The sequence below is a fragment of the Ruegeria sp. R14_0 genome, from assembly GCF_017743975.1.
GTDB lineage: Bacteria > Pseudomonadota > Alphaproteobacteria > Rhodobacterales > Rhodobacteraceae > Ruegeria.
This window is the reverse complement of sequence record NZ_JAGHRC010000002.1, coordinates 241368-259857: the sequence shown is the minus strand read 5'-3', so window position 1 is coordinate 259857 and position 18490 is coordinate 241368. Positions and strand designations below refer to the sequence as shown.

The following is an 18490-nucleotide window of genomic DNA, read 5'->3' as shown; positions in this document are numbered from 1 at the left end:
GATAGCAAGAGCGCCTCATGTTCCCCGCTCCAACTCCTCATGGCATAGCGTAATGCTGCAGTTGCAGCAACGGTCAGCTTGTCTCAGCCGGGTTGTGGACTGGAAAATTCAAGCTAACTGGCTGTACGTTCGCGGTTTTTCGCCTTCCATGGGGCCGATACGGTCGGCGCACCGAACAAGAACCCCTGCAAGCAGTCGACACCGTTAGCGATAAGAAATTCGGCGTCCTTTTCGATTTCGACTGATTCGGCAGTGACCAGAATCTCAAATTCCCGCGCGACTGCGATCAAAGCTCGCACCAGCGCCTGATTATCCGGGTTGTCGCTGATGCCGTGGATGAACTGCCCGTCAATCTTGGCGGCATCGAAGAAAAACTCGCGAAAATGGCGAAAACTGAAATTGCTGGCGCCAAAATCGTCCAGCGCAAAAGCGATGCCGCGCGGTTGCAAACGATCCATAAAATCGATCACCAACTCTGGCACAGTCATGGCCGAGCTTTCCGAGATCTCCAAAATTAAGCGTTCACCGATACTGGTGTCCTTCTTCAAAAAACGCTCGAGCACGCGCGACCAGCGGGCATAGCCGATCGAGCGTGCCGACATATTGATGGACAGGCGAATGCCCGGATTTCTGGCAAGGGTGCGCAGACCCATTTCCAGCGCTACACAATCCAGTTCGCGCCCGATGGGTGTGTTTTCCAGTTGTGGCATGAATTCGCGGGCGGGGATGACGCGCCCGGTTTCATCCAGCACCCGGATGAACCCCTCATAGAATGCCACTTCACGGGGCGCATTCGCTTGTATGACCGGTTGGAATGCAAGCTTGCATTGTTTGTGCTTGACCGCCTCGGACGCCATTTCGATTGTTGATGCATCACGGGATTTGACGGCCGCGTTCAGCGGGCTGTCGCCACCTTCGGGCAAATCTGCCAGTTCTTTTTTCCGCATGTGCCGCCCGAATCCCTTCGCCGTACCGGTCAGAGAGGGATTTCAGGACAAAGAAATGAATCTGCGGTTAAAGCCAGCGCGATTGGATGAGATCAGTCGGGATTAGCGTGAAGTTTCCCAGATACGGCCAAGAGCGGCAAAGCCACCGACCACTGCGCCCAGAAAGCCCAGCATCATCATGGCAAAGCCCAACGCCACAATTGCCGAGGCACCGCCTGCCAGGGCTGTCAGCATAGCAAGCATGACACCGACCAGACCCGTAATGGTGGAAAGGGTTGTCAATCTGGTCATATCGGCCTCCGGCTACTCATACGCTGCACATCGCCTGCATATGGGGCGCCATGGCCGAAGTTCAAGAATCGGACCAGTCAGGTCGGCGGGATCAGGCCTGTTTTGCCTGCGTATTGGGCTGATTGGCCTCGAAATGCTCAAATCCGGGCGTTCCGCGATCTTCAGGGTGGCGCGCCAGATGCTTGGCTTTGATCTGGTCGGAGTTGTCCCGACTGCCGTCGTGGCTATAGCCCGGAGGGGCAAAGCAATAGGCCAGTCGTTGGCGCAGGGTCAGACCGGGTTGTGTCGCGTCCCTCCAAATGCCGACCCATTCATGAAACGCCACGCGCAGTGGGTTGAACGTGCCAATATTGTGCACGAGGCCATAGTCGACCCGGTCATCTTCCTGTTCCGGTACGAAGGTTCCGAACAGTTTGTCCCAGATGATGAAGACGCCAGCATAGTTGCAATCCAGATACCGTGCATTGCGTCCATGGTGCGCGCGGTGGTGGCTGGGGGTGTTCATCACCGCCTCGAACCAGCGCGGCATTTTGCCGATGGCCTCAGTATGGATCCAGAACTGATAGATCAGGTTCAGACCGCCCACAAACAGCACCATTGCCGGGTGAAAGCCCAACAGGATCAGCGGCGCGCGCACGACCATCATAAAGGTGAACGTATAGGTCCAGGTCTGCCGCAGCGCGGTCGTCAGGTTGTAGTGCTGCGAACTGTGGTGGTTCACATGGCTGGCCCAGACCCAGCGGATGCGGTGGCCAAATCGGTGCACCCAATAATAGCGGAAATCGTCCAGCACAAAGCACAGGATGATGACGGGGATTGAGGTGCCAAGGTTCAGAGGCGTGATCTGCCACAGCCACATGAAAAACGCATATGCGATGAATCCCAGCAGGAAACCCGACGCGATATTGCCTGCCCCCATGATCAAAGAGGTCACGGCATCGCGTGTCTCGTACCGCCCGCCGCGCCCTTTGACGGCGATCCACAGGAATTCGGCCAGAATGGCGGCGATGAAGAAGGGGACGGCCCATTGCACGGCGTCCGGGAAAGTCACTTGGTCGGTCATGCCGGCTCCATCAGGTGCTGCCAGTGGCGGCGTTCAAGGTCATCAAGGTGGATGATGGCTTTGGGGGTGCCAAAGTCGTGGAACTGGACCTCAAGCCCTCGCGGGTGTTCCACCAGGTCAAAGTCCAGCAGGGGGCGGGCGACCGTATCTGCGCCGAAAGACCATAGTAGCCCGGACCCGTTATCAGTGCGGATCAGCGCTGCATGCGCATCACGGGCGACGGTGACATCGACTACCGTGTCATCGGGCGCATGCCGCAGCCATTCCGACCGCGCGACATCCGGCGTCAGCACGCACAAGCGGGATTTTCCCGTCAGGTGCAGCAATAGCGTTATCCCAGCGATCCCTCCGACCACCAGAACCAGTAGAATATCCAGCGGCATTCCGTCCTCCCGCCTGGCAGAGTGCAAAGCAGCGGGCAGGCTGTCAAAGGTGGCGTGGCGTCAGCTATTCTCCAGACTGTCCAGAATTTCCGACTGCACCACGCGCTGGACAAAAGGAACCAGCCCGTCCGGTCCCGAACTGCGGTCCTTGAGATGGATGCAGATGTCCGGTCTGCGCGCCGCGATGATACCCACCATTTCGCCGCGTATTCTGTCATCGAGCCCGGCACCCATAATGGCACATGATATACGCGGCTCTTCTTCCAGCTGCTGCCTGACCTCATCCGGATCATGCGCTCCAAGCCACTGGATGGGCAGGTGATCCAGCTGCCGCGCGACATCTCCGATCACATTTGGCAATTTCCCTATCAACAGAACTACCGGTTTCATCGCCACCTCCCTTCCAACAGTTGCAAAGAAAACCGGCCCGCTGGGGCCGGTTTCACCTTAGCACAATTTGCGATGCAGCGCCGGTTCTCTATTCGGCAACCGTATAGTTGATAGAATCGCCTTTGCCCTTGTTTCGAGTGAACTTCACCTGATTTCCTTCAATCGACTCTTTCAGGCAGTCTTCGGGAAACGCCTTTTGCCCCCGCAGCTCCGGTAGCGAGCAAAGCAAAACTGGTCAGCACGGTCACAAGGTACAAGCGATTCATGAAAAATCCTCCTGGTTACAATCCCAGGAGGACATCACGCTTCGAAGTATTCTACGTGTTCTCAGCTTTCGGCGCCCACCAGCGTGGACACGATCGCCTTGGCACTGTCCGAATTCCATTCTGCATCGCCAATCAAGCGGGCGATCTCATTGCCGTCGGGGTCCAATATGACCGTGATAGGCAGGGCGAGCACGCCCATTTCACGGGCAACAGCCGATCTGGGATCCTGATGACGGGGCAGGTTTTCGATGCCGTTCTCTTCGAAGAACTTCTTAATTCCGGCAGGTGAGTTGCGGCCCGTGGCAAGTGTCAGGACCTCGAACTTGTCGCCCCCGAACTCTTCCTGCAGCTCGGCGATCTGGGGCATTTCCTTGCGACACGGCGCGCACCACGTGGCCCAGAAGTTCAGCAGGACATACTTGCCCTTGTAGTCCTCAAGCGAACTGGTGCCACCGTCATCCTCAAGCTGGAATTCTACCGCTTCGACGGGCTTGGGTTCTTTGTGCAGGATCAGCCGTTTCAGTGTGCCGTCCCGCAGTGGGGCCAGAGTTTCGGCATCCGTGGCCAAAGCCGCGTTTGCACCCAGCGCAAGGGCCATATAAAGGGGGATCAGACGAAATAGGCGCATATCAACTCCGGGTTTTCTTACATGACCGATCAATCTTCGAACCAGATGTGGGGCGGCCGCTTTGCCGCCGGTCCAGACGCGATCATGGAGGCAATCAACGCCTCGATCGGGTTCGATCAGCGGATGGCAGCCCAGGACATCGCAGGCTCGCGCGCCCATGCCGCCATGTTGGCCGCTACAGGCGTCATAAGTGATAGTGATGCGGAAGCTATTCGGGAAGGGCTGCTCACTGTTTTGTCAGAAATCCAGAACGGAGAGTTTCAGTTCTCGACTGCGCTGGAAGACATCCACATGAATGTCGAAGCGCGGCTGAAAGAGGTGATCGGAGAGCCCGCAGGCCGTTTGCACACTGGTCGTTCGCGCAATGATCAGGTGGCAACGGATTTCAAACTTTGGGTTCGCGACCAATTGGATGCGGCGGAATCCGGCCTGCTGGCCCTGATCCAGGCGCTATTGGCGCAGGCCGAAGCTGGAGCCGATTGGGTCATGCCGGGCTTTACCCATTTGCAGACCGCGCAGCCTGTGACTTGGGGCCACCACATGATGGCCTATGTCGAGATGTTTGGCCGCGACCTGAGCCGCGTTCGCGATGCGCGTGCCCGGATGAACGAATCCCCATTGGGGGCCGCCGCGCTGGCTGGGACCTCTTTCCCAATCGATCGCCAGATGACAGCCGAAGCGCTGGGCTTTGACCGCCCCGCCGCGAACTCTCTGGATGCGGTCAGCGACCGGGATTTCGCGCTGGAGTTCCTGTCGACCGCCTCGATTTGCGCCGTTCATCTGTCGCGCTTTGCTGAAGAACTCGTGATCTGGTCCTCGGCCCAGTTTCGGTTTGTGACGTTGTCCGACCGCTTCTCGACCGGCTCATCGATTATGCCGCAGAAGAAAAACCCAGACGCGGCAGAGCTGATCCGCGCCAAGGTGGGCCGCATCTATGGCGCTAATACCGCGCTTATGATGGTGATGAAGGGTCTGCCGCTGGCCTATTCCAAGGATATGCAGGAAGACAAGGAACAGGTCTTTGACGCCGCCGACAACTGGATGCTGGCACTGGCCGCCATGGAAGGGATGGTCAAGGATATGACCGCCAACCGCGAGAGCCTGGCCGCTGCTGCGGGATCAGGTTTTTCGACGGCGACAGATCTGGCCGACTGGCTGGTGCGCGTGCTGGGCTTGCCCTTCCGTGATGCGCACCACGTGACCGGATCATTGGTGGCGATGGCCGAAAACAAGGGCTGCGATCTGCCGGATCTGACTCTGGAAGACATGCAATCGGTCCATTCCGACATCACCGATGATGTCTATTCTGTCCTTACCGTGCAAAATTCGGTAAACTCGCGCCAATCCTATGGCGGCACGGCCCCCGATCAGGTCCGTGCCCAGGTCAAGCGGTGGAAGGCGCTGGTGTGATGCGGATATTACGTGCGGTTGTTGTGATCTCGGTCGGGATTTTCCTGGCCGGATGCGGAGCGGATGGTGAACCCATCCAACCGTCGATGAGCGCCAATATCGGCGTCGGAAGCAGCGGTACCTATGGCGGCGTCGGTGTGGGCCTGCAACGCGGCGGGCTAGGTGTATTTCTGGGGCTGTAATCGCGCCGATTGCAATCTCGAGCAGTCATGCCCATTTGCATGGCAACAACGGCCAAGTGCCAAACCCAAAAAGAAGACAAAGACATGAGAATTTTCGGCCTGATCCTATCTCTTGCCGTTCTGGCAGCCTGCGATCCGACGTACCAACCGCGCCCGGAACCGGCGGATACCTCAAGCGGGTCTGGTATCAAGATTTCCGGCTATGGCCGGGTTGGTGTTTCAACATCCAACTAGCGCAATGCCGCAGGCGACGCGGAATCCATTGATCCGCAGGGGCCTTTTGGTCTAAGCGCGCTGTCATGGATCACTTTCTCTACCGCGACGGCGCGCTTTACGCCGAGGATGTCCCGATCTCCGAAATCGCAGCCGCGGTCGGAACCCCGTTCTATGTCTATTCCACCGCAACCCTGCTGCGGCATTTCCAGCTGTTTGATGACGCACTTGCAGGCACCGATCATCTTGTCTGCTATGCGATGAAAGCGGCCAGCAATCAGGCGATTCTAAAGACGCTGGCACAGGCCGGTGCGGGTATGGATGTGGTTTCGGGCGGGGAATACCTGCGCGCCAAGGCCGCGGGCGTGCCGGGCGACAAGATCGTCTTCTCGGGCGTCGGCAAAACGGCAGATGAGATTCGCGCCGCGTTGACCGGAGGTATCCGCCAGTTCAACGTTGAATCCGAGCCCGAGATGGACGTGATCAACGCAATCGCGCTGGAACTGGGCGTGGTCGCGCCGATCACCGTTCGTGTGAACCCGGATGTGGACGCCAAGACCCACGCCAAGATTGCGACCGGCAAATCCGAAAACAAGTTCGGTATACCGATTGCGCGCGCGTCCGAAGTCTATGCCCACGCGGCCAGCCTGCCGGGTCTGGAGGTGATCGGGATCGACGTGCATATCGGCTCGCAACTGACCGAGTTGGAGCCGTTCGAGCTGGCCTACGCCAAAGTCGCAGAGCTGACCCAAAAACTACGCGCCGAGGGCCACAATATCCGCCGCCTCGATCTGGGCGGAGGTTTAGGCATTCCTTACACCCGCTCGAACGATGCGCCGCCGCTGCCGGTGGAATACGGCGCACTGGTCAAGAAAACGCTTGGTCATCTGGAGTGTGAGATCGAGATCGAACCGGGTCGTCTGATCGCCGGAAATGCCGGTTTGATGGTGACCAAGGTGATCTATGTGAAATCCGGTGAGGGGCGCGATTTCCTGATCCTCGACGGGGCCATGAACGACCTGATCCGTCCCGCGATGTATGAGGCGCATCACGATATCGTGGCGGTGCAGGAGCCGGTGCCAGGTGTCGAACAGCGTCCTTATGACATTGTTGGTCCGGTCTGCGAAAGTGGCGATACCTTTGCCAAGGAACGCAATATGCCGCCGCTTGAGCCGGGCGATCTGGTCGCGTTCCGCAGTGCGGGTGCCTACGGTGCTGTGATGGCCAGCGAATACAACACGCGCCCCCTGATCCCCGAGGTTCTGGTGCATGGGGATCAATTTGCAGTTATTCGTGAACGGCCAAGCTTTGACGAAATCATAAACCGCGATACCATACCCACGTGGCTTTGACGCGATAGGCGCGCGGGCCCGATCTGGAGGCCCGCCTTGACCGCAAGACAGACCCTGCCGATCCCGAAACTGTCCCTGTGGCTAACGCATGCAGGGATGCTGGCCGAACGGGTTATGCGCGCGTTTTGGCCGTTTTTCTCGGTTTTGATGGCTATTTTGGCCGCTTTGATGCTGGGCCTGCAGGATGAAGTGCGCGTTGAAATCGTCTGGGCCACGGGCGCAGTGGCTTTGTTGGGCCTGCTTGCGACTCTGATCCTTGGGGTAAGGCGATTCCATTTTCCGACCCGCGCCGAAGCACTGATGCGCTTGGATGAGGCCCTGCCGGGTCGCCCGATTCAGGCTTTGATGGATGATCAGGCAATTGGGGCGGCGGATTCCGACTCTGTCGCTTTGTGGCACGCGCACCAAAACCGAATGTCGCAGCGTGTTGCGCAGGCAGAGCCCGTCAAACCCGATTTGCGATTGGCCGACCGCGACCCATATGCTCTGCGCTATTCGGCATTGCTGGCACTTGTCATTGCCGCGCTGTTTGGTTCGTTCTGGCGGATCGGATCGGTGACCGAAATGACGCCGGGCGCCGCCGTGGCCGGGCAAGGACCAAGCTGGGAGGGCTGGGTCGAGCCGCCGCGCTACACCGGACTTCCGACGCTGTATCTGGCGGACCAAGCTGACCCGACGTTGACCGTGCCGCAAGGCAGCCGCATTACGCTGAGGTTTTATGGCGAAGTCGGCGCGCACAGACTGACGGAAACGACAACACCTTTGGGAAAAGAAGCCGCGACTGAACCTGAACAGGATTTCGTCGTACAACGGCCCGGCGAGTTGACCATTGACGGCCCGTCAGGTCGTTCCTGGGCACTGAACATCGTGGCGGATACGCCACCTCTGATTGGCGTTGATGGCGCAGCGGAATCCGAGGCTGGCGGGCAGATGAAACTGCCTTTTGCCGCCAGTGATGACTATGGCGTTGTATCCGGGTCGGCTGTAATCGAACTGGATCTGGCTTCGGTCGATCGTCGGTATGGTCTGTCTGCCGTCCCTGAACCGCGTGAGGTCATTCAGGTAGAGTTGCCCATGCCTATCGCGGGCGACCGGGGTGAATTTACCGAGGATCTGATCGAAGACTTCTCTCAGCATCCATGGGCACATCTGCCGGTCAAAATCACGCTGATGGCCCGTGATGCAGCGGAACAGGAGGGGCAGTCCGAACCCTTTATGACTGCTTTGCCCGCGCGTCGGTTCTTTGACCCGCTTGCCGCCGCCGTGATCGAACAGCGCCGCGATTTGCTGTGGACGCGCGACAACGCAACCCGCGTGGCACAGATGCTGCGGGCGGTGTCGCACCTGCCCGAAGACCTGTTCCGGTCCGACACCGCCTATTTGCGCCTTCGCGTCATCCTGCGGCGGCTGGAGACGTTCAACGAATATGGTCTGAAACCGGACCAGCAAGCCGAAATCGCCGAAGCCCTTTGGGAGCTTGGGCTTCTGATCGAAGACGGAACGCTTGCCGATGCGCTGGAACGTATGCGCCGTGCGCAAGAGCGCCTGACCGAAGCCATGCAGAACGGAGCAAGCGACGAAGAGATCGCCGAACTGATGCAGGAACTGCGCGAGGCGACCGAGGATTACATGCGCCAGTTGCAGCGACTGGCACAGGAAAACGGTGAGTTTGACCAGAACCAGCAAGGGCAAAACGGCGAGACCATGCAGATGACGCAGGATGACCTGCAGCGCATGATGGACCGCATTCAGGAACTGATGGAACAGGGCCGCATGGCCGAGGCGCAGCAGGCGTTGGAAGAATTCCAGCGCATGATGGAAAACATGCGTGTGACGCAAGGCCAGGGACAAGGCCAGCAATCCGAAGGCCAGCAGGCGATGGAAGGTCTGGCGGAAACACTGCGCGAACAGCAGGGCCTGAGCGATCAGGCGTTCCGCGACCTGCAGGAACAGTTCAACCCCGGCGCACAGGCCGGAGAAAACCAGGGCAACGAGGGCCGCTCGGGCGGCCAGGGCCGTGGTCAAAGCCATGAAGGCCAAGGCGGTCAGGGGCAGCAAGGGGCCGAAGACGGTGCCGGGCAGCAGGGTCAGGGATCACTGGCGGATCGCCAGCAGGCCTTGCGCGACGAGCTGAACCGCCAGCAACAGGGTCTGCCGGGGGCCGGTACGCCCGAAGGTGATGCCGCGCGCGATGCGCTGGACCGTGCCGGGCGCGCGATGGAGGGTGCCGAAGAGGCGCTGCGCAGCGATGATCTGGCCGAAGCCATCGATCGTCAGTCCGAAGCGATGGAAGCCCTGCGCGAAGGCATGCGGTCCTTGGGCGAAGCGCTGGCGCAAAACCAGCAGAACCAGCCGGGGCAGGGCGCGCAAGAGGGCGACATGCAGGCCAACAACCGGGATCCGCTGGGCCGCAGCCCAGGGGCGAATGGAACGATCTCGACGGACGAGAACCTGCTACAGGGCGAGGATGTCTATCGCCGTGCGCGCGAACTGCTGGACGAGATCCGCCGCCGGACCGGCGAGACGGATCGCCCGCAGATCGAGCTGGAATACCTTAAACGCCTGCTAGAACGGTTCTGATTGGTCTTCTTAGTTCTGGGATGATGCTGTGCCCGTCTGTGCCTCAAGCCAAACGCGGGCCTGATCAACCAGCGAGACATAGCTGTTCAGAACAGGGTCAGCCTGCGGAACGGCTTCGGAAATCCGTTGCGAGTTGCTGTAGATCAGCAGCAGGATCACACCAATAATAAGGATCAGGATGAACCCGCGGCGGAAGCCGCCGGATTTGCGGGGCGGCGGCGTCTCTTCGTCCAGTTTGGGCAGAGGGTCTTCGCTGCGCAGGCTGGAATTGATGGTCTCAACATCCGGCAGCGCGTCATTCTGGCCCGAATCTTTGGCGGTTTCGGTCGCGATCAAGTCCTTGGCGGCCTTTTCCGGCTCGGGCGGCTCATCCAAGGCAAGATCTGTCTGTGTCTCAATGCTGCCACCTTCCTGCGCGCGCAATTCGGCCTCGCGGGCGGCTTCCTGTTTCAGGATACTTGCAACAGCCGGATCGACATTTCCAGTTGATGCCGCCTCTGCCGGTTCGGCGGCTGGCTTTGGCGCTTCGGCAGGCTTTTCTGCGGGCGCAGGCGCTTCTGCCTTTTCCGGCTCGCGTGCGGCGGGCGCCGGTGCAGCCTTGGCAGGCTCGGCCGCCGTTTCCGGGTGCTTGGGTTGGAACCAGGTCTTCTCGCAGTTGGAGCACTGCACATCGCGGCCTTCCTCGGGGATGACCTCGTCTGGTACCTCGTACTGAGCACCACAATTCGGACAAGTAAGACGCATGCTGCCTCCCGGTCGGGGCGCCGACCTGATAATAGTTTTTTCAGGGATGATATTCCGTTAAGACCTGACCGCAAAGGGTGTTTTCGGTTTCCTACGGTAAGTGTCACCAATTCGACCCGGTACAGGCATTGAAACCACAACCGCGCTCGGGCAAGAAGGGCGGCGACACGAAACGGGGGCCCTTGTGATCGAGCTGGAAAACGTCAGCTACACCTATGGTGATGGTGAATTGCTGAGCGATGTATCGCTTCAGTTACAGCCTGGGTCGTTCCATTTTCTGACCGGCCCGTCGGGCGCGGGCAAGACCACGCTGTTGAAACTGTGCTACGGCGCATTGTTGCCAACTTCGGGACGATTAAGCGCATTCGAGCAGGATGTTTCGCGACTCGACCGGGACCAGATGGCGCTGCTGCGGCGGCGGATCGGGGTCGTGCATCAGGATTGCCGCTTTCTGGACCATATGACCCTGTCGGAAAACGTGGCTTTGCCGCTGATGGTTTCCGGCAAAGGCGAGAACGCCCAGAAAGAGGATCTGTTCGAACTGCTCAATTGGGTCGGCCTGGGTTCACGCCTGGATGCGCTTCCGCCCGAGTTGTCGGGCGGGGAACGTCAGCGCGCGGCGCTGGCGCGGGCGGTGATCCTGTCACCGGACGTGGTGCTGGCAGATGAGCCGACCGGAAACGTGGATTGGGAAATGTCGCAGAGATTGATGCGGCTGCTGGTCGAACTGAACAAGATGGGCAAAACCGTGCTGATCGCGACCCATGACCTGAGCCTGATCCGTGCGACCAAAAGTCAGGTGCAGGCGCGTGTTCTCAGGATTTCGCAGCGTCAGATTCAGCTGGCAGGAGCAGACTTATGAGCAAGGGCACCATTCGCAGCTTGCTGGCGCGGGACAAGCGCGCCGACCGGGTCGTTCCGCCATCAGGCTACACAGCGCAACTGACCCTGTTCGTTTCTGGCGCAATGGGCTTTCTGGCCGTTTTCGCGCTGGCGTTGTCGCTGGCGTCCGGTCGATTGGCGGATCGCTGGGCCTCGGAATTGGCCGGGGCCGCGACGTTGCGCATCAACGCGCCTTCGGAACAGCTTGCTGCCCAGACCGAAGCTGCGCTGACTGTGCTGTCGCAGACGCCGGGCGTTGCGTCCGCCCGTGCGCTGAGCGCCGAAGAACAGGTCGCCCTTTTGTCACCGTGGTTTGGTTCTGACCTGCCGCTGGATACACTGCCGATCCCTCAGCTGATTGAGATCATCGAGGGCGAGCCGGGTCTGGACGCTGCCGGATTGCGCCTGCGGCTGGGGGCAGAGGTCCCCGGCGCTGTTCTGGACGATCATTCACGCTGGCGCAAACCGCTGGTCGAGGCCGCGAACTCTCTGCGGCGGTTGGGCTGGGTGTCCATCCTTCTGATCGGTGGCGCAACAGCTGCCATGATCACACTGGCGGCCAATGCATCATTGGCCGCCAATGCGCAGATCATCGAGGTTTTGCGCCTGGTGGGTGCCCGCGACAGCTTTATCGCCCGCGCCTTCGTGCGTCGGTTCACATACCGCGCGTTCTTCGGTGCGCTGGTAGGGGTGTTGTTTGGCATGACCGGTGTTCTGCTATTGCCCGAAGCCTCGCAAGAAGGCGGTTTTTTGACCGGGTTGGGATTTCAGGGGTTTGGCTGGCTTCTGCCTGCGTTGATACCGCTATTGGGGGCTGCGGTGGCGTTTCTGGCCACCTGGACAGCCGCTGTGCGAAAACTAAAGGAGCTTTCCTGATGGCTACAGCGATCCAATGGATACGCTCTTTGATCTTCATGATCGTGATTTACACATGGATGCTGATCCTTGGCATCGTGTTTGCACCTTATGCGCTGTTCACAAAGCGCGGTGCGCTGCAGGCCTGTAAAACCTATGCGCGCAGTACGATGTGGATGGCCAGTTGGATGGTTGGCATTCGGTGTGAGGTGCGCGGCAACGTGCCCGTGGACGAGGTTGTAATAGGTGCCAAGCACCAGTCTTTCCTTGATATCATGATGATCTTCAACGCGGTGCCGCATGGTAAGTTCATTATGAAGAAAGAGCTTCTGTGGACACCGATCATTGGCCTTTATGCGCGCCGCCTTGGGTGTATTCCGGTTGATCGTGGGAAAAAGGGTGTGGCCGTCGCCAAAATGGTCAAGGACGTCGCCAAGGAGTTCTCGGAACCTGGCCAGCTGGTGATCTACCCACAAGGCACCCGCGTCGCGCCCGGGGTGCAGAGACCGTACAAAGTTGGCACCGCGGTTCTCTACGAAGGGCTGGGGTTCCCTTGCGTACCGGTGGCGACCAATGCCGGGGTGTTCTGGCCGCGCACTGGTGTTATGCGAAAACCGGGTTTGGCCATCGTGGATTTCCTTGATCCGATCGAGCCGGGTGTTGAAAAGACCGCCTTCCTCGGTCGTCTTGAAGAGGTGATCGAAACGCGATCCGACGCATTGATGCGCGAAGTGGGGTTTGATCCGGATGCAGTTCATTAAAGATATCGAAGCGCTTGAGGCGCTGTATGGCACGCCCGGCGCGCCTTCGCTGCGCAAGGTGGCGCAGCATCTGACGCCGCTCTATCGCAAATGGATCATGGCCTCGCGCCTGTGCATCCTCAGCACCGTTGGTCCCGAAGGCGTCGATGGCAGCCCGCGCGGTGATGACGGCCCCGTGGTGCTTGAGCTTGACCCGCATAGGCTGGCAATGCCGGACTGGCGCGGCAACAACCGGCTGGATTCGTTGCGTAATATCGTGCGCGATCCGCGGGTGTCTCTGATGTTCATTGTGCCCGGGTCGAATAACGTCGTCCGGTTGAATGGCAGGGCCCATGTCACCGATGATCAAGGCTTGCGCGGGCAATTCGAAAAGCACGGCAAAAAGCCGGCGACGGTGATCGTTATCGAAATTGTCGAAATCTACACCCAATGCGCCCGTGCCTTGATGCGGGCAAGGACTTGGACCTCTGATAACGAAGGCACGGATCTGCCCACAGCGGGCGAGATCCTGGCCGAAATGTCCAACGGGGAAGAGGGCGGCGCGCTTTATGATCAGGAATGGGGTGCGCGCGCCGCGAAGACGATGTGGTAGGCACTGGATCAAGCTGCCTGAGCGCCGATCTGCTGCACCTTAGATATCCACCGATCCACGTTGCCGGGCTTTGGATCGCTGGCGCCTGCAAAATAGGTGAACTTGGTGGGTTTGAACCCAACGAAACCCAGAATCTGATCGCGGACCTGACGGATCATGGCCTGTCTGTAGATCAGGCGCATGAACCAACCGGGAGTGTCTGACGTCAGGATGACCCGCGCTGTACGGCCCGTCAGCATTGGTGATGGGAATCCGATCCGGGTCGTGTTCCGCGTGTCAAAGGTGCGGCCCGGAATAAAGGCTCGGTCAATCAGACCTTTCAGCTTTGCAGGCAGACCGCCCCACCACATGGGTGTGGTTAGAACCAGGTGTTCGCTCCATTCCAAGTCGTTCAACACGTCTTCAAGGACCGGTTCCAGCGGTTTGTATTCGTTATAGTTGCCCTGTCCGAAATCGTGATCGAATTGCAGATCGCTGAGGTGGATCATTCGAACTTCATGCCCTTTTTGCTGGGCGGATTGGGCGTAAGTTTCGGCGAACGTGCGTGACAGGCTGGTTTCACCGGGGTGTCCGTCGAGGATCAGAATTCTCTTTCGTTGCATTGTGAATCTCCAAAAAATGACCACGGTCACTTTATAGAGGCAAAAAATGACCGCGGTCAATAATAAAATTTGACCACGGTCAAAAAACATGCGAACAGGGCTTATGCAAAAGACAGTTCAAAAGAGAACACTCAAAACTCGGGCGCGGCTGATCGAAGCCGCGGACGACGTGATTGAAAGACACGGATATCAGGCTTTGCGCGTGGAAGATGTGGTTCAGGCCGCCGGTGTTGCCAAAGGAACCTTCTTTGCCCATTTCCGGGACAAAGATGCACTGATGGAGCATCTGATCGGTGAAAGGCTGGTTGCGTGCTTTGATCAGGTGGAACAGGGGCCCGTCCCCCGCACGGCCCCCGAGATAGCTTATGCGTTGCAACCCATCCACTCTTTCATGACGTCGGAACGTTATGTGTTTGATCTGATCATTCGGTATTCCGGGGCGGCAGCAATAACCGAGATCGGGCCCATTGCGCAGTGTTTTGAGCGCTATGTCAGGCTAGTTGCCGGTTGGCTGGAAACCGCAAAGGTGCGCAAAGACATTTCCCCCGACTTACTTGCCGAAGGTGTTCAGGCATTCGCCATACAGTCAATGTCTCTGAAGTTTTGCGCTCTGCATGAGGCTGAGAGCTTTTCAGATAGATTGGAGATCTATCTGGACGCGTGGTTAACCCCGGCCACGTGATCGCCGCCGGGGTTACTTGGTCAGCTGTGAATCGGCCCGTCACCGCAAGCCAGAGCGGCCTCGCGTACGGCCTCGGAGTAGGTCGGGTGCGCGTGGCAGGTCAGGGCCAGATCCTCGGCTGAGGCACCGAATTCCATCGCGACACAAACCTCGTGGATCAGGTCACCAGCGGCTGGGCCAATGATGTGGCAGCCCAGAATGCGATCGGTTTCCTTGTCCGCCAGGATTTTAACAAACCCGTCTGTCATCAGGTTGGCTTTGGCGCGACCGTTGCCCATGAACATGAACTTTCCAACCTTGTAGGCGCGACCCTGTTCCTTCAGCGTTTCTTCGGTTTCGCCTACATTGGCGACTTCGGGCCAGGTGTAGATCACGCCGGGGATGACGCCATAGTTGACGTGACCATGCTTGCCCGCGACCTGTTCAGCGGCGGCCATGCCTTCGTCTTCGGCCTTGTGCGCCAGCATCGGGCCTTCGGTCACGTCGCCGATGGCGTAGATGCCCGGCACGTTGGTCTGCCAGTCCGAGCCCACCTTGATCTGACCGCGCGGTGTCATTTCGACCCCAAGCGCCTCAAGTCCCAGACCGTCCGAGAACGGCTTGCGGCCCGTGGCAACCAGAACGGTGTCGGCTTCGATCACATGCTCACTATCATCCTTACGCAGCTTGTAAGTGACCTTGGCTTTGGTCTTAGTGGCTTCGGTCTTTTGAACCGCGGCCCCCATGACAAAGTTCAGGCCTTGCTTTTTCAGGATACGCTGGAAGGTCTTCTGAACCTCGGGGTCCATACCGGGGGTAATCACATCGAGGAACTCGATCACAGTCACCTCGGCACCCAGACGTTGATAGACCGAGCCCAGTTCCAGCCCGATCACACCCGCGCCGATCACGATCATTTTCTTCGGAACCTTGTTCAGCGACAGAGCCCCGGTCGAGGTCACGACAACCTTTTCATCTACCTCTACGCCAGGCAGCGCCGACGGCTCGGACCCCGAGGCAATGATGATGTTCTTGGCGGTGTGAATCTCGTCACCCACCTTGACCTGACCGGCGGCGGGGATCGACCCCCAGCCTTTCAGCCAGTCAATCTTGTTTTTCTTGAACAGGAACTCGATCCCCTTGGTGTTCCCGTCGATGGTTTCCTGCTTATAGGTCTGCATCTGTTTCCAATCGACCGACGGGCTTTTGCCCTTCAGGCCCATTTTGGCAAAGTTGTGCTCGGCCTCGTGCAGTTGGTGTGAGGCGTGCAGCAGCGCTTTGGAAGGGATACAGCCCACGTTCAGGCAAGTGCCCCCCAATGTCTCGCGCCCTTCGACACAAGCGGTCTTCAGGCCCAGTTGAGCGCAGCGGATGGCGCAGACATAGCCGCCGGGGCCGGATCCGATTACGATAACGTCATAGTTTGCCATGAAGGGTCTCCTTGAGAGTTCGGGCGTTCACAGGGCTAGGAACCTCTGTGCAAGTTATAGTCTGGCGGCATCACAATAGCACCGCCAAAAGAATGAAGGTGGTGGCCAGAAAACCCGCAAACCAGATGATACTGCGCCAAGGTTTCCAGCCGTAATAATATGCAGGGATGTAAACCACACGGGCTGTAAGGTAGATCCATGCACAGGTTGCGGTAAAGCCGCTCGCCTGATCCGAGAGAGTCACCACAGTGACCGCAATCGCAAACAGGATCAATCCTTCGAAATGGTTGTTCATGGCCCGATAAAGCCGCGCCGTACCTTCCGACAATTGATCCTCTAGCGATCCGCCCAGACGCACCCTGTCACGTGCGGACATGGTCTTGCCCGGCCCAAGTTCGATATTGGCCGGAACGGCCATCAGAGCGAACTGAATAACTTGTAGCAATGCCGCAAGCGTCAGGGCCGTAAGTTCCGGGGTCATACGGGAGACAATACCTTGGTCTGGATATGGGCCACGCCACCGCGTTCGTGGTGCATGGCCAGTTCTTCCGAGTCGATGAAGTCCTGAGCCCGCTCCAGATCCGTGATCTCGAACAGCGCGACCGCGTGATCCTTGCGTGTAGGATCTTTCCAGATGTGGAGGTCGCGGATGCCCGCGGCCTCTCTCATCGGTTTGTCTTCTTCGAACACTTTCAACCAGACATCAAAGTCGGCCACGTCAGCTTGCCAGAGTACATGGGTTGCCATGATTACAGATCCATCAGCAGGCGGCGTGGGTCTTCCAACGCCTCTTTTACGCGAACAAGGAAGGTCACCGCGCCTTTGCCGTCAACGATCCGGTGATCGTAGGACAGGGCCAGATACATCATCGGGCGGATCTTGATCTCACCATTGATGACCATCGGGCGGTCCTGGATCTTATGCATACCCAGAATGCCCGATTGCGGTGGGTTCAGGATCGGCGAAGACATCAACGAGCCATAGACACCACCGTTTGAGATGGTGAAGGTGCCGCCCTGCATCTCTTCCATGCTCAGCTTGCCGTCGCGGGCGCGTTTGCCTTTTTCGGCGATGGCCTTTTCGATTGCAGCAAAGGACATGCTGTCGGCGTCACGGATGACCGGAACCACAAGACCCTGCGGCGTACCGGCGGCCACGCCCATATGGACGAAGTTCTTGTAGACGATGTCGGTGCCGTCAATCTCGGCATTCACCTCAGGCACTTCTTTCAGCGCGTGGCAGCAGGCCTTGGTGAAGAAGGACATAAAGCCCAAACGGACGCCGTGCTTCTTCTCGAACTGGTCCTTGTACTGATTGCGCAGGGCCATCACCTCGGTCATGTCGACCTCGTTAAAGGTGGTCAGGATGGCGGCGGTGTTCTGCGCGTCCTTCAGGCGCTTGGCAATGGTCTGGCGCAAACGGGTCATACGCACGCGTTCTTCGCGGCCGGCATCTGCTGCCGCCACGGGCGCGCGCGGAGCCGGTGCCGGTGCAGGTGCTGCTGGGGCCGGTGCGGGGGCCGCTGCCGTTGCAGCCGCGCGGGCCACGTCTTCCTTCATAATCCGGCCATCACGACCGGTGCCGGTGACCTGATTGGTGGACAGGCCAGCTTCGGCCATGGCTTTTTCTGCCGAGGGTGCGTTGGCGATATCCTTGCCTGTGCTGGCCGCTGCCGGGGCCGTCGCTGCTGCCGCCGGAGCCGGAGCAGACCCAGCTGCCGCACCCGAGATCACAGCCAGTTTCGCGGTGGCGTCAACGGTCGCGCCTTCTGGGGCCACGATTTCGGCCAGAACGCCCGCTGCGGGTGCGGGGACCTCGACCGACACTTTGTCGGTTTCCAGCTCGCACAGCATCTCATCCTGCGCGACGCTGTCACCGACCTGTTTGAACCATGTCGAAACAGTCGCTTCGGTCACGGATTCACCCAAGGTTGGCACCATAACGTCAACACTGCCGCCCGACGCCGCCGGAGCGGCCGCCGCAGGGGCCGGAGCCGCCGCCGGAGCGGGGGCCGCGCCTTCGCCTGCGACGATCGTAGCCAGCAATGCGTCTACACCAACAGTTTCGCCCTCGGCGGCGACGATTTCGCCCATTACGCCAGCGGCGGGCGAAGGGACTTCGACGGTGACCTTGTCGGTCTCCAACTCACACAGCATTTCATCCACGGCCACAGCGTCGCCGGGTTTCTTGAACCAAGTGGCAACCGTTGCTTCGGTAACCGATTCGCCAAGCGTGGGAACTCGAACTTCAATGGACAT

At 59.2% G+C, this 18490-nt stretch carries 22 protein-coding genes; 10 read left to right on the top strand and 12 right to left on the bottom strand.

Annotated features, from left to right (window positions below):
• Window positions 1-113: 113 nt before the first annotated feature.
• The 6 genes from J7416_RS07335 to J7416_RS07310 form a co-directional block, all read right to left on the bottom strand.
• Complete coding sequence (locus tag J7416_RS07335; protein ID WP_209224080.1) at window positions 114-947, bottom strand: EAL domain-containing protein; 834 nt, start codon at window positions 945-947, stop codon at window positions 114-116.
• A 102-nt stretch (window positions 948-1049) separates the two neighbouring features.
• Window positions 1050-1238: a hypothetical protein gene (locus J7416_RS07330; RefSeq protein ID WP_209224079.1), complete on the bottom strand. Its 189-nt coding sequence runs from the start codon at window positions 1236-1238 to the stop codon at window positions 1050-1052.
• Window positions 1239-1329: 91 nt separating this feature from the next.
• The gene (locus tag J7416_RS07325; RefSeq protein ID WP_209224078.1) at window positions 1330-2301 is read right to left on the bottom strand and encodes a sterol desaturase family protein; all 972 of its coding nucleotides are present in this window, start codon (window positions 2299-2301) and stop codon (window positions 1330-1332) included.
• Complete coding sequence (locus tag J7416_RS07320; RefSeq protein ID WP_209224077.1) at window positions 2298-2684, bottom strand: hypothetical protein; 387 nt, start codon at window positions 2682-2684, stop codon at window positions 2298-2300. The genes J7416_RS07325 and J7416_RS07320 overlap by 4 nt, the downstream gene beginning before the upstream one ends.
• 60 nt (window positions 2685-2744) lie before the next feature.
• Window positions 2745-3074, bottom strand: a complete 330-nt coding sequence (locus J7416_RS07315; RefSeq protein WP_209224076.1) for a hypothetical protein — start codon at window positions 3072-3074, stop codon at window positions 2745-2747.
• Between the two features lie 327 nt (window positions 3075-3401).
• The gene (locus J7416_RS07310; protein WP_209224075.1) at window positions 3402-3968 is read right to left on the bottom strand and encodes a TlpA disulfide reductase family protein; all 567 of its coding nucleotides are present in this window, start codon (window positions 3966-3968) and stop codon (window positions 3402-3404) included.
• A 21-nt stretch (window positions 3969-3989) separates the two neighbouring features.
• On the opposite strand from J7416_RS07310, the gene argH reads away from it, so the two are divergent.
• The 5 genes from argH (at window position 3990) to J7416_RS07285 (ending at window position 9705) form a co-directional block, all read left to right on the top strand.
• Window positions 3990-5378 carry an argininosuccinate lyase gene (gene argH, locus J7416_RS07305; RefSeq protein WP_209224074.1) on the top strand — a complete coding sequence of 463 codons (1389 nt, stop codon included), beginning with the start codon at window positions 3990-3992 and terminating at the stop codon, window positions 5376-5378.
• Window positions 5378-5560 carry an argininosuccinate lyase gene (locus J7416_RS07300; protein ID WP_209224073.1) on the top strand — a complete coding sequence of 61 codons (183 nt, stop codon included), beginning with the start codon at window positions 5378-5380 and terminating at the stop codon, window positions 5558-5560. Before argH ends, J7416_RS07300 begins: the two co-directional genes overlap by 1 nt.
• An 84-nt stretch (window positions 5561-5644) precedes the next feature.
• The gene (locus J7416_RS07295) at window positions 5645-5794 is read left to right on the top strand and encodes a hypothetical protein (protein WP_209224072.1); all 150 of its coding nucleotides are present in this window, start codon (window positions 5645-5647) and stop codon (window positions 5792-5794) included.
• A gap of 65 nt (window positions 5795-5859) precedes the next feature.
• Window positions 5860-7125: a diaminopimelate decarboxylase gene (lysA, locus tag J7416_RS07290; RefSeq protein WP_209224071.1), complete on the top strand. Its 1266-nt coding sequence runs from the start codon at window positions 5860-5862 to the stop codon at window positions 7123-7125.
• A gap of 36 nt (window positions 7126-7161) precedes the next feature.
• Window positions 7162-9705, top strand: coding sequence for a TIGR02302 family protein (locus tag J7416_RS07285; protein WP_348540249.1), 2544 nt, complete (start codon window positions 7162-7164; stop codon window positions 9703-9705).
• 9 nt (window positions 9706-9714) lie between these two features.
• Here J7416_RS07285 and J7416_RS07280 read toward each other — a convergent pair whose 3' ends face one another.
• Window positions 9715-10449 carry a zinc-ribbon domain-containing protein gene (locus J7416_RS07280; RefSeq protein ID WP_209224070.1) on the bottom strand — a complete coding sequence of 245 codons (735 nt, stop codon included), beginning with the start codon at window positions 10447-10449 and terminating at the stop codon, window positions 9715-9717.
• A 184-nt stretch (window positions 10450-10633) separates the two neighbouring features.
• Between J7416_RS07280 and J7416_RS07275 the strand changes: the two genes are divergently transcribed.
• Genes J7416_RS07275 through J7416_RS07260 form a run of 4 tightly spaced genes read left to right on the top strand, consistent with a single transcriptional unit; the run spans window position 10634 to window position 13539 of the window.
• Window positions 10634-11311, top strand: coding sequence for an ATP-binding cassette domain-containing protein (locus J7416_RS07275; protein WP_170467143.1), 678 nt, complete (start codon window positions 10634-10636; stop codon window positions 11309-11311).
• Complete coding sequence (locus J7416_RS07270; protein WP_209224069.1) at window positions 11308-12207, top strand: FtsX-like permease family protein; 900 nt, start codon at window positions 11308-11310, stop codon at window positions 12205-12207. Before J7416_RS07275 ends, J7416_RS07270 begins: the two co-directional genes overlap by 4 nt.
• Window positions 12207-12947, top strand: coding sequence for a lysophospholipid acyltransferase family protein (locus tag J7416_RS07265; protein ID WP_209224068.1), 741 nt, complete (start codon window positions 12207-12209; stop codon window positions 12945-12947). Before J7416_RS07270 ends, J7416_RS07265 begins: the two co-directional genes overlap by 1 nt.
• Window positions 12934-13539: a pyridoxamine 5'-phosphate oxidase family protein gene (locus J7416_RS07260; RefSeq protein ID WP_209224067.1), complete on the top strand. Its 606-nt coding sequence runs from the start codon at window positions 12934-12936 to the stop codon at window positions 13537-13539. Before J7416_RS07265 ends, J7416_RS07260 begins: the two co-directional genes overlap by 14 nt.
• An 8-nt stretch (window positions 13540-13547) precedes the next feature.
• Here the strand turns inward: J7416_RS07260 and J7416_RS07255 are convergent, their stop codons facing one another.
• Complete coding sequence (locus tag J7416_RS07255) at window positions 13548-14141, bottom strand: NAD(P)H-dependent oxidoreductase (protein WP_209224066.1); 594 nt, start codon at window positions 14139-14141, stop codon at window positions 13548-13550.
• Window positions 14142-14244: 103 nt separating this feature from the next.
• On the opposite strand from J7416_RS07255, the gene J7416_RS07250 reads away from it, so the two are divergent.
• On the top strand, window positions 14245-14823 hold the full coding sequence (locus J7416_RS07250) for a TetR/AcrR family transcriptional regulator (protein WP_209224065.1): 579 nt from the start codon (window positions 14245-14247) through the stop codon (window positions 14821-14823).
• A 20-nt stretch (window positions 14824-14843) separates the two neighbouring features.
• Here J7416_RS07250 and lpdA read toward each other — a convergent pair whose 3' ends face one another.
• From lpdA to odhB, 4 genes are all read right to left on the bottom strand, one after another.
• Window positions 14844-16232: a dihydrolipoyl dehydrogenase gene (lpdA, locus tag J7416_RS07245; protein ID WP_209224064.1), complete on the bottom strand. Its 1389-nt coding sequence runs from the start codon at window positions 16230-16232 to the stop codon at window positions 14844-14846.
• Between the two features lie 70 nt (window positions 16233-16302).
• Window positions 16303-16713, bottom strand: coding sequence for an MAPEG family protein (locus tag J7416_RS07240; protein WP_209224063.1), 411 nt, complete (start codon window positions 16711-16713; stop codon window positions 16303-16305).
• Window positions 16710-16979 carry a hypothetical protein gene (locus J7416_RS07235; protein ID WP_209224062.1) on the bottom strand — a complete coding sequence of 90 codons (270 nt, stop codon included), beginning with the start codon at window positions 16977-16979 and terminating at the stop codon, window positions 16710-16712. The genes J7416_RS07240 and J7416_RS07235 overlap by 4 nt, the downstream gene beginning before the upstream one ends.
• 2 nt (window positions 16980-16981) lie before the next feature.
• Complete coding sequence (odhB, locus tag J7416_RS07230; protein WP_209224061.1) at window positions 16982-18490, bottom strand: 2-oxoglutarate dehydrogenase complex dihydrolipoyllysine-residue succinyltransferase; 1509 nt, start codon at window positions 18488-18490, stop codon at window positions 16982-16984.

What these genes read in the sequence shown, in the direction of transcription:
- J7416_RS07335 (WP_209224080.1), bottom strand. Translation starts at nt 947, where the DNA reads ATGCGGAAAAAAGAACTGGCAGATTTGCCCGAAGGTGGCGACAGCCCG.
- argH (WP_209224074.1), top strand. Translation starts at nt 3,990, where the DNA reads ATGACCGATCAATCTTCGAACCAGATGTGGGGCGGCCGCTTTGCCGCC.
- J7416_RS07250 (WP_209224065.1), top strand. Translation starts at nt 14,245, where the DNA reads ATGCAAAAGACAGTTCAAAAGAGAACACTCAAAACTCGGGCGCGGCTG.
- J7416_RS07260 (WP_209224067.1), top strand. Translation starts at nt 12,934, where the DNA reads ATGCAGTTCATTAAAGATATCGAAGCGCTTGAGGCGCTGTATGGCACG.
- J7416_RS07280 (WP_209224070.1), bottom strand. Translation starts at nt 10,449, where the DNA reads ATGCGTCTTACTTGTCCGAATTGTGGTGCTCAGTACGAGGTACCAGAC.
- J7416_RS07325 (WP_209224078.1), bottom strand. Translation starts at nt 2,301, where the DNA reads ATGACCGACCAAGTGACTTTCCCGGACGCCGTGCAATGGGCCGTCCCC.
- odhB (WP_209224061.1), bottom strand. Translation starts at nt 18,490, where the DNA reads ATGTCCATTGAAGTTCGAGTTCCCACGCTTGGCGAATCGGTTACCGAA.
- J7416_RS07235 (WP_209224062.1), bottom strand. Translation starts at nt 16,979, where the DNA reads ATGGCAACCCATGTACTCTGGCAAGCTGACGTGGCCGACTTTGATGTC.
- J7416_RS07300 (WP_209224073.1), top strand. Translation starts at nt 5,378, where the DNA reads ATGCGGATATTACGTGCGGTTGTTGTGATCTCGGTCGGGATTTTCCTG.
- J7416_RS07255 (WP_209224066.1), bottom strand. Translation starts at nt 14,141, where the DNA reads ATGCAACGAAAGAGAATTCTGATCCTCGACGGACACCCCGGTGAAACC.
- J7416_RS07330 (WP_209224079.1), bottom strand. Translation starts at nt 1,238, where the DNA reads ATGACCAGATTGACAACCCTTTCCACCATTACGGGTCTGGTCGGTGTC.
- J7416_RS07295 (WP_209224072.1), top strand. Translation starts at nt 5,645, where the DNA reads ATGAGAATTTTCGGCCTGATCCTATCTCTTGCCGTTCTGGCAGCCTGC.
- lysA (WP_209224071.1), top strand. Translation starts at nt 5,860, where the DNA reads ATGGATCACTTTCTCTACCGCGACGGCGCGCTTTACGCCGAGGATGTC.
- J7416_RS07240 (WP_209224063.1), bottom strand. Translation starts at nt 16,713, where the DNA reads ATGACCCCGGAACTTACGGCCCTGACGCTTGCGGCATTGCTACAAGTT.
- J7416_RS07270 (WP_209224069.1), top strand. Translation starts at nt 11,308, where the DNA reads ATGAGCAAGGGCACCATTCGCAGCTTGCTGGCGCGGGACAAGCGCGCC.
- J7416_RS07310 (WP_209224075.1), bottom strand. Translation starts at nt 3,968, where the DNA reads ATGCGCCTATTTCGTCTGATCCCCCTTTATATGGCCCTTGCGCTGGGT.
- J7416_RS07265 (WP_209224068.1), top strand. Translation starts at nt 12,207, where the DNA reads ATGGCTACAGCGATCCAATGGATACGCTCTTTGATCTTCATGATCGTG.
- lpdA (WP_209224064.1), bottom strand. Translation starts at nt 16,232, where the DNA reads ATGGCAAACTATGACGTTATCGTAATCGGATCCGGCCCCGGCGGCTAT.
- J7416_RS07315 (WP_209224076.1), bottom strand. Translation starts at nt 3,074, where the DNA reads ATGAAACCGGTAGTTCTGTTGATAGGGAAATTGCCAAATGTGATCGGA.
- J7416_RS07320 (WP_209224077.1), bottom strand. Translation starts at nt 2,684, where the DNA reads ATGCCGCTGGATATTCTACTGGTTCTGGTGGTCGGAGGGATCGCTGGG.